14 protein-coding genes and 1 pseudogene are annotated in these 12,477 nt (G+C 64.0%); 2 read left to right on the forward strand and 13 right to left on the reverse strand.

Features of this window, described 5'->3' with window-relative positions; genetic code table 11:
• Window positions 1–138: 138 nt before the first annotated feature.
• From ccmI to VIE67_RS14755, 12 genes and pseudogenes are all read right to left on the reverse strand, one after another.
• Window positions 139–1,425 carry a c-type cytochrome biogenesis protein CcmI gene (gene ccmI, locus VIE67_RS03435; protein ID WP_332023294.1) on the reverse strand — a complete coding sequence of 429 codons (1,287 nt, stop codon included), beginning with the start codon at window positions 1,423–1,425 and terminating at the stop codon, window positions 139–141.
• A complete protein-coding gene (locus VIE67_RS03440; RefSeq protein ID WP_414707268.1) occupies window positions 1,422–1,874 on the reverse strand; it encodes a cytochrome c-type biogenesis protein in 453 nt (150 codons plus the stop codon). The genes ccmI and VIE67_RS03440 overlap by 4 nt, the downstream gene beginning before the upstream one ends.
• Before the next feature lie 83 nt (window positions 1,875–1,957).
• Window positions 1,958–2,500, reverse strand: coding sequence for a DsbE family thiol:disulfide interchange protein (locus tag VIE67_RS03445; RefSeq protein ID WP_332023298.1), 543 nt, complete (start codon window positions 2,498–2,500; stop codon window positions 1,958–1,960).
• Window positions 2,497–4,497 carry a heme lyase CcmF/NrfE family subunit gene (locus VIE67_RS03450; protein ID WP_332023300.1) on the reverse strand — a complete coding sequence of 667 codons (2,001 nt, stop codon included), beginning with the start codon at window positions 4,495–4,497 and terminating at the stop codon, window positions 2,497–2,499. Before VIE67_RS03450 ends, VIE67_RS03445 begins: the two co-directional genes overlap by 4 nt.
• A gap of 127 nt (window positions 4,498–4,624) precedes the next feature.
• Window positions 4,625–4,981, reverse strand: a complete 357-nt coding sequence (locus VIE67_RS03455) for a high-potential iron-sulfur protein (RefSeq protein ID WP_332023302.1) — start codon at window positions 4,979–4,981, stop codon at window positions 4,625–4,627.
• Between the two features lie 196 nt (window positions 4,982–5,177).
• Window positions 5,178–5,642, reverse strand: a complete 465-nt coding sequence (ccmE, locus tag VIE67_RS03460; protein ID WP_332023304.1) for a cytochrome c maturation protein CcmE — start codon at window positions 5,640–5,642, stop codon at window positions 5,178–5,180.
• On the reverse strand, window positions 5,639–5,824 hold the full coding sequence (gene ccmD, locus VIE67_RS03465; RefSeq protein ID WP_332023306.1) for a heme exporter protein CcmD: 186 nt from the start codon (window positions 5,822–5,824) through the stop codon (window positions 5,639–5,641). Before ccmD ends, ccmE begins: the two co-directional genes overlap by 4 nt.
• Window positions 5,817–6,590, reverse strand: a complete 774-nt coding sequence (locus tag VIE67_RS03470) for a heme ABC transporter permease (protein WP_332023307.1) — start codon at window positions 6,588–6,590, stop codon at window positions 5,817–5,819. Before VIE67_RS03470 ends, ccmD begins: the two co-directional genes overlap by 8 nt.
• A gap of 129 nt (window positions 6,591–6,719) precedes the next feature.
• Window positions 6,720–7,403 (reverse strand): heme exporter protein CcmB, encoded by a 684-nt coding sequence (ccmB, locus tag VIE67_RS03475; protein ID WP_332023309.1) that lies wholly within the window; start codon window positions 7,401–7,403, stop codon window positions 6,720–6,722.
• On the reverse strand, window positions 7,400–8,101 hold the full coding sequence (gene ccmA, locus VIE67_RS03480; protein ID WP_332023310.1) for a heme ABC exporter ATP-binding protein CcmA: 702 nt from the start codon (window positions 8,099–8,101) through the stop codon (window positions 7,400–7,402). The genes ccmB and ccmA overlap by 4 nt, the downstream gene beginning before the upstream one ends.
• Window positions 8,102–8,190: 89 nt before the next feature.
• On the reverse strand, window positions 8,191–8,934 hold the full coding sequence (locus VIE67_RS14750; protein ID WP_414707269.1) for an FAD-dependent oxidoreductase: 744 nt from the start codon (window positions 8,932–8,934) through the stop codon (window positions 8,191–8,193).
• 258 nt (window positions 8,935–9,192) lie between these two features.
• Window positions 9,193–9,675 (reverse strand): annotated as a pseudogene (locus VIE67_RS14755) (FAD-dependent oxidoreductase); the annotation flags it as partial.
• A 127-nt stretch (window positions 9,676–9,802) separates the two neighbouring features.
• On the opposite strand from VIE67_RS14755, the gene VIE67_RS03490 reads away from it, so the two are divergent.
• The gene (locus VIE67_RS03490; protein ID WP_332023314.1) at window positions 9,803–9,940 is read left to right on the forward strand and encodes a hypothetical protein; all 138 of its coding nucleotides are present in this window, start codon (window positions 9,803–9,805) and stop codon (window positions 9,938–9,940) included.
• Between the two features lie 12 nt (window positions 9,941–9,952).
• Here VIE67_RS03490 and VIE67_RS03495 read toward each other — a convergent pair whose 3' ends face one another.
• Window positions 9,953–12,004 carry a 3-hydroxyacyl-CoA dehydrogenase NAD-binding domain-containing protein gene (locus tag VIE67_RS03495; RefSeq protein WP_332023316.1) on the reverse strand — a complete coding sequence of 684 codons (2,052 nt, stop codon included), beginning with the start codon at window positions 12,002–12,004 and terminating at the stop codon, window positions 9,953–9,955.
• A 197-nt stretch (window positions 12,005–12,201) separates the two neighbouring features.
• Here VIE67_RS03495 and VIE67_RS03500 point away from each other — a divergent pair.
• Window positions 12,202–12,477: sigma-70 family RNA polymerase sigma factor (locus tag VIE67_RS03500; protein WP_332023320.1), on the forward strand; the 276-nt coding region annotated here is incomplete at its 3' end.

Below are 12,477 nucleotides of genomic sequence, written 5' to 3' on the forward strand. Positions count from 1 at the left end.
TGACCCAAGCCAGGGCCGCATCGGCTCAATACAATACCTTTCAGTACAAAAAAATGCAGCTAAATCGACGATAGTGGAACGAGTGGCGCTCCTCGATCGTCGGCGTTGGCCGGCTCCCTGCGCCGGCCAGTCGGCTGTTTAGCGCACGACTTGATCTATCGTCAACTCGACCGGCTCGCGGCGCGTGTTCGCGATCGGCGCCGACAGCGCCTGCAGATCGCCGCTTTGCGGGATTGCCTGGCCCGATTTTGAAATCCGCGCGCCGATGATGATTTGTGGAAATGTGGATAATTTCATGTTGGGCAGCATGCCCATGCCGTCGCTCAGGGTGACGCTTGCCGGCAGCTGCGCCACCGTGAGGCGCTGGATCGCCAGCGGCATCGGCGGCCCGCTCGCCGCCTTGGCGAATACGAACAGCACGTCGCCGGGCGCGGCTTTTTCCGCGAGTTTCGGATCCAGCGCAACCTTGACCGTGATCTGCGGGCCTTGGTCTGGCGTCGCGCGGCTTGCAGCCGTTGTGTTTGCATCGGCAGCGGCGGTCGACGGCGCCGCCGCCACAGTCTGCGCGGGCGCTGCATCATCGTCCGTCGGCAGCGGTTTGCCGTCGCGCAGGGCCTGCGCCTGCGCGATTTGTTTCTGGATCGATGCGGCCACATCGGAGTCTTTCGGCAGCAGCGGCAGGAGTCGGTTCCAGGTCGCAATCGCGGCGTCGTAATTGCCGGCCTGCGAATCGGCGATGCCGGAAAGCCACAGGCCGCGCTGGTTCTGCGGATCGGCCTTGAGCGCCTGATCGAGAAGCTCGCGCGGTTCGCCGGCGATGCGGTGCTCCGGGCTGGCGAGCGCAAGCGCTTCGGCATATTCGACCGTGATGTCGACATCGTTGGGCATGAGATCGTGCGCATGCTTCAAAGCGTCGCGGCCCTCGTCGAAACGCTGCATGGCCTTGTAGGCGCGGCCGAGCAAAGCCCAGCCTTGGGCGTCGTCGGGATTCTGCTTGAGCTTGTCGGCCAGCTTGCCGATCGCGGCCTGCATATCCGGGCCGTGATCGGCGGGCGATTGCGCAACCGGCGTTAGCAGCGCGGCAGGATCGAGCGCACGCGGTTCGCCGACTTGGCGGTAGAGCACGATCGCCGCCGCAGGCAGCAGCAGCGCAACGGCGAGTGCGGCGTAGAACGCGGAAACCGGGCGTTGTGGTTTCGCATCGATGATGTCGAGCATCGCTTCGCCGATCGCGGCGCGCTTCGCCGCGTATTCCGCATCGCTGAGTATGCCGTCCGTGCGCGCGTGATCGAGCGCTTTGAGCTTGCGCCGCGCTTCCGCGGCCGGGTCGGCCACGCCGGAACCACCGCGCAGCAGCGGCGTCAGCACGAAGGCGAGCGCCGCGGCCAGCATCAGCGCGGCGACAGACACGAACGCGATCGTCACCAGTCGTCTTCCCCGGAATCGGTTGCGCCCGAACGCGACGCGAGGGAACGCTGATCGGCGGATTGCGCTGCGACCAGGGCCAGGCGCGCGCGCTGGCGCAGGATGCGCAACAGCACGATCGCGCCGATCAGCACGAGCGCGAACGGTGCGAACCAGAGTAGCCAGGTACCGGGCTTGAGCGGCGGATCGTAGAGCACGAAATCGTTGTAGCGCGCGACCAGATACTGCTTGATTTCGGCGTCGCTCTTGCCGCTGCGCATCAGGTCGAACACCTGTTTGCGCAGGTCCTTGGCCAGATCCGCATCGGAATCGGCGAGGTCCTGATTCTGGCAAACCAGGCAGCGCAATTGCCGCGTCAGTTGCTGGAAGCGCACTTCTTCGGCGCGATCCTTGAACGGCAGTGGGTCGATCGCATGCGCGGCAATGCAAGCAAACAACAGCAGAAACACAACACAAACCTGTCGCAGCAACGCAAGAGCAGCGCCTTTGCGCTCCCTTCCTCCGCGGAGCGGGGGAAAAAGAACGGGAAGCGTCATTGCGCGATTCTCCCGAGCTTCGCAAGCTGCGGCTTCAACTCGCTATCGATCAGGTCCGGGGTGAACATGCCGATGCGCTTGTAGCGGATCACGCCTTGCGCATCGACGAGAAAGCTCTCGGGCGCCATGTAGACGCCGAAGTCGATACCGGTGCGGCCATCCTGATCGGCCATCACGGCGTCGTAGGGATTGCCGAATTGGCCCAGCCAGCGCTTGGCGTCGTCGGGCTGATCTTTCCAGTTCAGGCCGATCACCTTGATGCCGAGAGGTTTGATGTCGCGCGTCAGGATCGGATGCTCTTCCTGGCAAGTGACGCACCAGCTGCCGAACACATTGAGCAGATATGGCTGGCCGAGCAGATCCTTGCGGCTCAGGGACTTTGTGGAATCGTATAAAAGTGGAAGAGTGAACTCCGGCGCCGGTTTGCCGATCAGCGGCGATGGCACTTCATTGGTTTCGTGCAGCGTGTTCCAGTGGATGCCGAACGCAAGCAATGCGACCAGCGCGAGGAAACCGAGCAGCGGCAGCAGGCGGTTCATGGTGCGGACGCGGCGGCGGACGCAGTCGTCAACGCCGGCTGCGCTGCGGGTTTTGAAACAGAAACGTCCACCCGTTCCGGCAATACGCGAAAGCGCCGGTCGGTCGCTGCGATGAAACCGCCGAGCATCATGAACAGGCCGCCGAGCCAGATCCAGCGCACGAATGGTTTGACGTACACGCGCACGGCCCAGGCACCGGTTTTCTCGTCGAGCGATTCGCCGAGCGCGACATATAGATCGCGGAACAATCCCGGACTTATATCGGCCTTGGTCTGCACCGATCCGCCGCTCGAATACAACCGCTTTTGCGGGTGCAGGGTTGCAACGACCTTGCCTTCGCGCAGCACATCGATCTCGCCCTGATCGGCAACGAAATTCGGTCCCTGCGCGCGCGCGACGCCGCGGAAATGGAAGTCGAGGCCGGCGATGGTCCTGGTTTCGTTCGGGGCGAAACGCAGATCGCTTTCCACGCTCGTGCTTTCGGTGATCAGCACGCCGGCTAGAAACACGGCGACACCGAAGTGGGCGAGGATCATGCCGAGCATCTCCGGCGTGTAGCGGCGGCCGCGCGGCGCGTCGCGCCAGCGCTTCAGTGCGTACAGCACGATGCCGGCGCCCACCCACAGACTCGCGGCCACGCCTGCGAGTCCGCGCAAGGCCAGTTCCGGGAACCAGAGTTTGGCGACGACGACGGCGCCGAGCGCGGGAAGCACGGCCTTGATCAGGATCTTCGTGGTCGCCTGCCAGTCCGCCGCGGCCCAGCGGAACAACGGCCCGAACGGCAGCAGCAGCACCACCGGCAGCATCAGCAAGACAAACATGAAACCGAAATACGGCGGTCCGACCGAGATACGACCGACGCCGAGTGCATCGCCGATCAGCGGATACAGCGTGCCGAGCAGCACCATCGCCGCGGCGCAGACGAACATCAAGTTGTTGATCAGCAGCAGGGTTTCGCGCGAGAGCATGCGGAACGGTTTGCCGCCCGCGACTTTCGGCGCGCGGATCGCATAAATCAGCAGCGAGCCGCCGACCACGGTGGCGAGAAACGCGAGGATGAACAGGCCGCGGCGCGGGTCGGAGGCGAACGCATGCACGCTGGTTAGCACGCCCGAACGCACGAGAAAGGTGCCGAGTAAAGAAAGGGAAAATGCGAAAATGGATAAAAGTAGCGTCCATGCGCGGAACGATCCGCGCTTCTCGGTCACCGCCTGCGAATGGATCAGCGCGGTGCCGACCAGCCAGGGCATGAACGAGGCGTTCTCGACCGGATCCCAAAACCACCAGCCGCCCCAGCCAAGCACGTAGTACGCCCACCAGCTGCCGAGCGTGATGCCGAGCGTGAGGAACGCCCAGGCCACGTTCGTCCATGGCCGCGCCCAGCGCACCCAAGCTACATCGAGCTCGCCACCGAGCAGGGCCGCGATCGCGAACGCAAATGCGACCGAGAATCCGACATAGCCGGTGTAGAGCATCGGCGGATGCATGATCAGCCCGGGGTCCTGCAGGATCGGATTGAGATCGTTGCCGTCGGCAAGCGCGGGCAGATGACGCAGGAACGGATTCGAGGTGAGTATCGTGAACAGCAGAAAACCGAATGCGATGAAGCCGAGCACGCCGAGCACGCGCGCGATCAGCGCGTCGGGCAGGCGCCGGCTGAACGCGGCGACCGCGACCGTCCATACGTTGAGAATCAGCAGCCACAGCAGGAGCGAGCCTTCGTGCGCGCCCCAGACCGCGGAGAACCGGTAGTACCACGGCAGCGCGAGGTTGGAATTCTGCGCGACATAGGCCACGGAAAAATCCTGGGTGACGAACGCATAGGTGAGCACGCCGAAAGCGAGCACGACGAACACGGCCTGACCGGCAACTGCGGGCCGCGCGACCGCGATCAGCGCCTGGTTGCCGCGCCAGGCGCCGAAAATCGGCAACGCACATTGCACGCCCGCGAGCAGCAAGGCGAGGATCAGCGCGAATTGACCGATTTCAGGAAGCATGGAGAGGCAGCGGCCCGGAGAGGGTCGCTAGATTACGCGAGATGGCGAAGTGACGCGATGGCAAGGACCTTCCCCGCGTGCGCAGGGAAGGCCGAAATCGGTGTTTGGAAATACTTGTAGTGAACTATCAGGCTTTCTTCGCGTAGCCCGCGCACCAGCCCTTGGCATGGACCGCCTTGCCGGGGAACAGCTGGCACGGACCATAGGCGGCGCTGCCACCCTGAAAGAAGTTGCAGTTCGAGCAGGCGGAACCTGCAACAAAGGCCGCTGCCTTGGCTTTGTCGACCTTGCTCGCATCTTCGGTGTAGGTGAGTGCCTGTGCGGTCGGATCGGTCGTTGCCAAATGCGGCAGATCGTCGGCGAGCGCGCTGCGCGGCAGTACGCTGGCGAGAGCGGCCGCACCGAGTGCCGCGCCTGCGCCGACGAAGAAGCGGCGACGGCTGCAGTCCATTTCTTGCGTAGTGGAATTGTCTACTTTTTTCATAAGTACACCTTTGCTGGCTGATGAGAACTGGCTGGCAGGTTGAATCCGATGTTCAACGCGCACCGACGGTCGGCAAGGATCCGTGGGCGATTGGATCGTATCGCTGCCGAGTTTACGCGCACACGGGGGTGGTTGAAACCGTTGCGTCTGCAGTGGGGCATTTTGTCACACAGCTGCAAGGCAGGACGCAGCGCGGTCACGGTCCGGCAGGTTGCTTATTGCCCTGCGCGGCCTTGGCCGCCTTGGCTTTGGCGATCGCGTCGGCGACTTCCTTGGGCATGTAGCTTTCGTCGTGCTTGGCCAGCACTTCGCGTGCGAGGAAGCGGCCGTTGTCCATCTTTCCGGTCGCGATCACGCTTTGGCCTTCGCGGAACAGGTCGGGCAGGATGCCGGTGTATTCGACCGGGGTTTCGTGGAAGCGGTCGGTTACGGTGAAATCCACGGTCAACGACGCCGGATCGCGGCGCAGCGAATTCTCCAGCACCACGCCGCCGAGCTTGAAGCTGGCGCCGGGCGGCGCCTTGCCCGCAAGCACCTCGGTTGGCGAGAAAAGATAGGTCATGTTCTGGCTGAGTGCGGTCACGGTGAGTATCGTGGCGACGGCGACCGCGGCGAGAATCAGCGCGACGGCAATCAGGCGGCGCTTGCGTGTCGGTGTCATGCCCCGCTCCCGGGCAGGATGTTCCTGGCCGCTTCGCGCTGCAGACGCGCGGCCAGCCCGCGCAGGACGCGCCGGCGCTGCCACAGCGGAGCCAATGCATCGGCCAACAGCACGACGCCAAATACCGCATAAGCGCTCCACACGTAAGCACCGTAGCCGCCCATCGCAAAAAAGTCAGACATGCGCAGGCGCCTCATTTTGCGCGGTGGCGAGCGCTATCTGGCGCACCCAATCCTTGCCGGATTCGAGTTCGAGCAGCGCCGCGCGTGAGCGTGCGAGCAGACTTGCGAAAAAGTATACGTGGGTCGCGAACGCCATCGTCAGCAGCGGCCAGAGCATGTTGCCCGTGATATGCGATTGTCCCATCAAGCTCACGGTCGTGCCCTGATGCAGTGTGTTCCACCAGACCACCGAGTAATGCACGATCGGCAGATTGACCACGCCGACCAGGGCGAGAAACGCCGCCGCGCGCGCGGCCTGACGCGTGTCCTCGATCGCGTGATACAGACCGATCACGCCAAGATAGAGAAACAGCAGCACAAGTTCCGAGGTCAGGCGCGCATCCCAGGTCCACCAGGTACCCCACATCGGCTTGCCCCAGAGTGAGCCGCTGACAAGCGTGATGAAGGTGAACGCGGCGCCCACCGGCGCACTGGCCATTGCCAGGGTTTCCGACAACTTGATCCGCCAGACCAGCGCGATGAAACCGTTGGCGGCCATGAACGCGTAGACGAACAGGCTCATCCACGCGCAGGGCACATGCACGTAGATCATGCGGAACGATTCGCCCTGCTGGTAATCCGCCGGGGCGACGACAAGACCGCCATACAAGCCGATCGCACCCGCGATCAGGGCGATTGCATACAACCACGGCTGCATGCGCCCGCCAACGCGATAGAACGTGGGCGGCGAGCCGAGTTTGTGGAACCAGAGGGTGAGTGGGTTCATGGCGGATTTTTTTTTCATCATTCCAGCGAAAGCTGGGTTTTCAACGGCGAAGCTGGTCATCCATCTTGATCTTGCAGGGAAAGCAAATTGGATTCCAGCTTTCGCTGGAATGACGATGAATGGGAATTCCTACGTCAGTGAAATCTTCAACGCCGTCGCGGTCGCCAGCGGCGCGAGCACCAGCGCGAGTGCGAGCCAAGCACCGAGCCACAGCAGCGGCGCGATGTAAGGCAAACCGGACTGCGCCGCGTTGCAGGCGCCGGCGCCGAAAATCAGGACCGGCACGAGCAATGGCAGCACCAGCAGGGTCAAAAGCATACCAGAGCGGCGCATGCCGACCGTGAGCGCGACGCAGATCGCGCCGATCAGGCTCAGCAGCGGCGTTGCCAGCGCGAGAGCGGCGAGCAGCACCGGCAGCACGGCATCGGGCAGGTGCAGCAGCAAGGCGAGCAGCGGCGCGATCAGGATCAAGGGCAGCGCGGTGGTCAGCCAGTGGATCGCGATCTTGCACGCGAGCAGCAGCGACAACGGATGCGGCGACAGCACGAGTTGTTCGAGCGAGCCGTCCTCGAGATCGCTGCGGAACAAACCATCGAGCGAGAGCAAACCGGCAAGCAGAACGGCGACGAAGATCGTGCCCGCGGCGATGCGTTCGAGCACGGCGGGCTCCGGCCCGAGTGCAAATGGAAACAGCGCAACGACAATGACTGCGAACAGCAGCGGGTTCAGCGCATCGCCGCGCCGACGCCACGTCAGCGCAAGGTCGCGTTTGAGCAGCGCCACGCACGCGGCGGAAGTCGTGCCTGGCTTCATGCGGAAGGCGAGGGCTGAGGGCTGAGGGCTGAGGGCCGCGAGCCGTCGTTCGGTACTGCCGGGCTCAACGCAATCCGTCGCGGCGTGCCCGAGGTATAGGCATACGCACCGTGCGAGGTGATCAAGGCCGCGCCGCCACGCCGCGCATGCGTTTCCAGCAGACGATTGACCAGGCCGATGCCATCGCGATCGAGATTCGCATACGGTTCGTCGAGCAGCCACAGCGCGGCCGGAACGAGCAGCAGGCGTGCGAGCCCGACGCGTTTCTTCTGCCCGGCCGAGAGCAGGCGCAAGGGCTGATCTTCGTAGCCTTCGAGGCCGACGCCGGCAAGCGCGATCTGCGGCGTGATGCCGGGGCGAATGCCACCGAGGCCAACCGCGAAGTGCAGGTTCTGCAGCGCGGACAGTTCCATTTTCAGGCCGAGCAGATGGCCGAGCAGGGCGACCTGATGCGACAGTCGCGCCAGGGTCAGAACCGCACCGTTGAGCAGCACCTCGCCCGATGTCGGTTCGAGCAGGCCGGACAGCACCTTGAGCAGGGTGGTCTTGCCGCTGCCGTTGTCGCCCTCGATCAGCACGACATCGCCCGCGCCGAGCGCGAAATCGAGCGGGCCAAAGATCGGCTCGTCGTTGCGCGCATAGGCGAGGGCGCGCGCTGCGAGCAGCGGCGGCGTGTCGGCAAGATCGATCGCAGGCATGGGGCGGCAATGCTAGCGGGCGACCGGGTCGGGCGCCAGCGCGTTATCCCATTCACTGCGAAGTGACAACGTGCGCAATTATTTTTTCGTCAGGCCAACAACGGTGTCAGCCGCTCGCTGACCAGCCGATCGGCGGCGGCAAGATCGATTTCGTTGAGACGCGTCTTGCCCGCCGTGAGTTCGCGCAGAATCTGCGCCTGGATTTCGCCGCGCTCGAAAGCGGTTGCATAGGGCAGGCGCGTAAAGGTGACCATCCAGTAGCGCGGCACGAATCGGCCAGGATGGCGTGCGGCGAGCACGCGCTCGAGTGCGCGCATGAGCAGGAAATCGGCATCGTCGACGCGGTCGCGCATTTCGACGTAATTCTCCAGCGCCATCGCAGCAATCGCATCGGCATTGGGTTTGCGCCGGCGCTCGAATTCGGCGAAGGCATGATCGAAACTGGCCGTGGCATCTTCCAGCAACTCGGCAAGTTCCACCGCATCCTCGAAGCCGCAGTTCATGCCTTGACCGTGAAACGGCACGATCGCGTGCGCGGCGTCGCCGATCAGCAGTGCGCGGCCTTGCAGATGCCAGCGATCCAGATACAGCGTGCCGAGCACGCCGGTCGGGTTGCGGCTGAAGTCCTGTTCGAGTTCGGGAATCAACGGCAAGGCGTCGGCGAAGTCGCGGGCGAACAACGCGCGCGCATCCCCGCCGCTCAAGATCGTGGTAAAGCTCGGATTGCCTTGGTTGGGCAGGAACAGGGTGACGGTGAAGCTGCCTTCGGCATTCGGCAGCGCAATGCACATGTAGTTGCCGCGTGGCCAGATATGCAAGGCGTTGGGCTCCATTGCGAATGAGGGCTGAGGGCTGAGGGCTGAGGGCTGGACTTCCGCGCTCCCAAAGTGTGAGCCATGCTCAAGCCGCTGGGTGGCGGAGCTTGTTGCTTTATCAGCCCTCAGCCCTCGGCCCTCAGCCCCTTCAGGTGCCGGAATTTCAAGTTCCTTGTAGCCATGATCGAGCGGCTCGAAACGCTCGCCGAGATCGATCCGCGCAGCCATTGCCTTGCGAAACGCGGAACCGGCGCCGTCCGCGCCGATGACCGTTTCGGAAAAATGGGAAAATGCGGCATTGTCCACTTCGCTGCGGAAGTGGAGCGTGGATGCGGCGTTGGTCGACGCGCTCCAGGCCACCGATTCCAGGCGCCGGTCGAAATGGATGCGCGCCCCGGCCGCCTGCGCGGCATCGAGCAGCGCGATATTCAGCGCGCCGCGATTGATCGACCAGATCACTTCGGAATCGTCGCGGCCGTAGCGCAGCAGTTCGGTACGGCCGTCGAGGTGGTGCACCATGCGGCCGCGCATCATCACCGCCAGCGGGCGCAGGGTGTCGCTCAGACCGGCGAGACGCAGGCCATGCCAACCGCGTTCGGCGAGGGCGAGATTGATCGAGCGGCCGCCGAGGAAACCGGTCCTGCGCGGATCGGGTCTGCGTTCGAACACAGTGACCGCGAAGCCGCGTTGCGCGAGCAGCGTCGCAAGCAGGGCGCCGACCAGACCGGCACCGACAATGGTGATCGTCTTCACAGCCATTTCAGCAAGCTTGAGCGCCCGGGGAACCAATCATGCCCTTGAGTGTACCCAAGCAGGGTGGTTTTCGCGCGGCGGAAGATTCGACCAGGGCGCCGCGCTGTCTGCGCTGAACAAACGGAGCATAGGCATGCTGATCGCGCTGGTTCTCGGCACCTGGGTTGCCATCAACCTTGTCGCGATCTGGTGCTATGCGCGGGTGCGCGGAGTCAGGATGCCCAGCGCCACGGCGACGATGAAGAGCACCGCTACATCGCCGGGCAGATGACGGCGTGCGGAATCAGTTGGCGGCCAATGCGGCGCTGTCCCAGCCCGACTTCGGTTCGAAGCGCTTGCCGTACCTGGCGGCCAATATTTCGAGCTGCGCCTTGATCTTGTCGGCGCCTTCACTGCGGATGTACTGGATCGGGCCGCCGCGGAACGGCGCGAAGCCGGTGCCGAAGATCACCCCGGCATCGAGCAGATCGGCGTCGTCGACCACGCCGTCGTGCAGGCAGGCGACCGCTTCGTTGAGCATCGGCGAAATCATGCGCTCGATGATGTCGGGCGGGGCCTGATATTTCGGGTCAACCTCGGGTTTGACCGCCTTGCCGTTCTCCCACTTGTACAAACCTTCGCCGGTTTTCTTGCCGCGCTTGCCGTCCTTGATCAAGTCGTCGAGGCCGTCGGGAATGTCGAGACCGAGGAATTCGCCGACTTCCTTGCCGACCGACGCGCAGACATCCAGGCCCACGGTATCGGCCAACTCGATCGGCCCCATCGGCATGCCGAATTTCTTCGCCGCCTTGTCGAGCACCGGGCCGGGCACGCCTTCCTTGAACAGGCGCAGCGCTTCGAGCAGATAAGGCATGAGGATGCGGTTGACCAGGAATCCCGGCGTGCCCTTGACCGGCACCGGCAGCTTGTCGATCGCCTTGCAGAACGCGAATGCGTGTTTTTCGTTCGCCGCGCCGAGCTGATCCTGGCGCACGATTTCGACCAGCGGCATCTGCGCGACCGGATTGAAATAGTGCAGGCCCAGGAAACGCTCGCGCGCATTCACTGCGGTGCGCAGTTCGTCCAGCGGAATGCTCGAGGTGTTGGTCGCGAGCAGGGCAGTCGCCTTCATCGCGGGTTCGGTCTTGCGATACAGATCCTGCTTGGCTTCGAGATTCTCGAAGATCGCTTCGATGACGAGATCGGCGTCGGCGATGCCCTTGCCGTCGACATCGGCCTTGAGTTTCGCCGCAACCGGCGCGATGCGCTCGGGTGTTTTCAGGCGCTTGGCGAACAGCTCCTGCGCGCGATCCAGTGCCGGCTGGATGAATTTCATCTCGCGGTCCTGCAGCGTCACATCGAAGCCGCGCAGCGCGCACCAGGCCGCGATATCGCCGCCCATCACGCCGGCGCCGACCACGTGCACGCGCTGGATCTGTGCGTCGCTGCCCGCGCCCAAGCCTTTCAGCCGTTCCTGCAAAAAGTAGACGCGAACAAGGTTGCGGCAGGTCGGCGTCTGCGCGAGCTTGGCGACCGAGCGCGCCTCGAGTTTCAGGCGCTGGACGATATTCGAGCCGCCGCGGCGCCAGACTTCGATCAGAGCGAATGGCGCAGGGTATTGATCCGGCCGTACCTTGGCCGCGGTCTGCTTGCGCATGATCGGCGCGAGTATCTGGCGTACGGGCCACAGGTTCGTCGCCCAGGCCGTTGCGCGTTGCACGAGCGGGCGCGCGCGCGGATGCGCGATCAGTTCCTTGGCCGTGGCGAGCAGCAGCTCGGGCGAACTCAAGGCGTCGACCACGCCGAGCGACCTGGCGGCTTCGGCCGACAGCGCACGGCCGGTCAGCATGATCGGCAACGCTTCCGGCGCGCCGATCAGGCGCGGCAGGCGCGCCGTGCCGCCCCAGCCGGGGTGGATGCCGAGATTGACTTCGGGCAGACCGATTTTGGTGGATGGGTCGCGGCTCGCGACACGATAGCGGCAGGCGAGCGACAGTTCGGTGCCGCCGCCCATGCAGAAGCCGTGGATCGCCGCGACCGTTGGGCAGCGCAGGCGCGCGAGGTTCTGGAACACGCGCTGGCCGTTCTCGATGCTGGCGAGCACGCCACCCTGTTTTTCGTAGGTTTCGAATTCGCGGATGTCCGCGCCGGCGATAAAGCCATTCGGCTTGCCCGACCGGATCACCACGCCCTTGGGCGGTTCGAACGAGAGGCGCTCGACGATCTGCGCCAGTTCGTCGAGCACGGCGCGATTGAGCGCATTCACCGACGCGCCGGCGCGATCGAGGGTCAGAACCGTGATGCCGTCCGCGCCGGTATCGGTTTGCCAGTGGGAAAAACGTAGACCTTCGAACATGGCGGTTCCGGACGAGTCAGCTAAGACGGCTATAATCCGCGCAAGCTGCGGCCTGGGTCAATCGGTGCGGGTCAATTGCGAAAACGCAGGCCGGCCGCATCTTCTGCCGCAATGCGCGCGAATCGGAACTATTCATGACGACTCCAGGTCTAGCAACAGCGCTTGATCGGGTCGAAGACAAACGGAGCACGGCCCGGATGGGCGAGACAGATACCGACCAGGCCCTGGTAGAACGGGTACAGAAAGGGGACAAGCGCGCTTTCGACCTGCTGATACGCAAGTACCAGCACAAGTTGGTGAGTGTCATTTCGCGCTATGTCTCCGACTGGAGCGAATGCCAGGACGTTGCCCAGGAAGCTTTTATCCGCGCCTATCGCGCGATCGGCAACTTCCGCGGCGACAGCCAGTTCTATACGTGGATCTACAAGATTGCGATCAACACGGCGAAGAACCATCTGGTGTCGCAGGGCCGG

This window comes from Rudaea sp. (assembly GCF_036560865.1).
Classification (GTDB): domain Bacteria; phylum Pseudomonadota; class Gammaproteobacteria; order Xanthomonadales; family Rhodanobacteraceae; genus Rudaea.

Coding starts and splice junctions, on each gene's coding strand:
- ccmB (WP_332023309.1), bottom strand. CDS start 7,403: ATGAAGCCAGGCACGACTTCCGCCGCGTGCGTGGCGCTGCTCAAACGC.
- VIE67_RS03495 (WP_332023316.1), bottom strand. CDS start 12,004: ATGTTCGAAGGTCTACGTTTTTCCCACTGGCAAACCGATACCGGCGCG.
- VIE67_RS03490 (WP_332023314.1), top strand. CDS start 9,803: ATGCTGATCGCGCTGGTTCTCGGCACCTGGGTTGCCATCAACCTTGTC.
- ccmE (WP_332023304.1), bottom strand. CDS start 5,642: ATGACACCGACACGCAAGCGCCGCCTGATTGCCGTCGCGCTGATTCTC.
- VIE67_RS03445 (WP_332023298.1), bottom strand. CDS start 2,500: ATGAACCGCCTGCTGCCGCTGCTCGGTTTCCTCGCGCTGGTCGCATTG.
- ccmD (WP_332023306.1), bottom strand. CDS start 5,824: ATGTCTGACTTTTTTGCGATGGGCGGCTACGGTGCTTACGTGTGGAGC.
- VIE67_RS14750 (WP_414707269.1), bottom strand. CDS start 8,934: ATGGAGCCCAACGCCTTGCATATCTGGCCACGCGGCAACTACATGTGC.
- VIE67_RS03470 (WP_332023307.1), bottom strand. CDS start 6,590: ATGAACCCACTCACCCTCTGGTTCCACAAACTCGGCTCGCCGCCCACG.
- VIE67_RS03450 (WP_332023300.1), bottom strand. CDS start 4,497: ATGCTTCCTGAAATCGGTCAATTCGCGCTGATCCTCGCCTTGCTGCTC.
- VIE67_RS03455 (WP_332023302.1), bottom strand. CDS start 4,981: ATGAAAAAAGTAGACAATTCCACTACGCAAGAAATGGACTGCAGCCGT.
- ccmA (WP_332023310.1), bottom strand. CDS start 8,101: ATGCCTGCGATCGATCTTGCCGACACGCCGCCGCTGCTCGCAGCGCGC.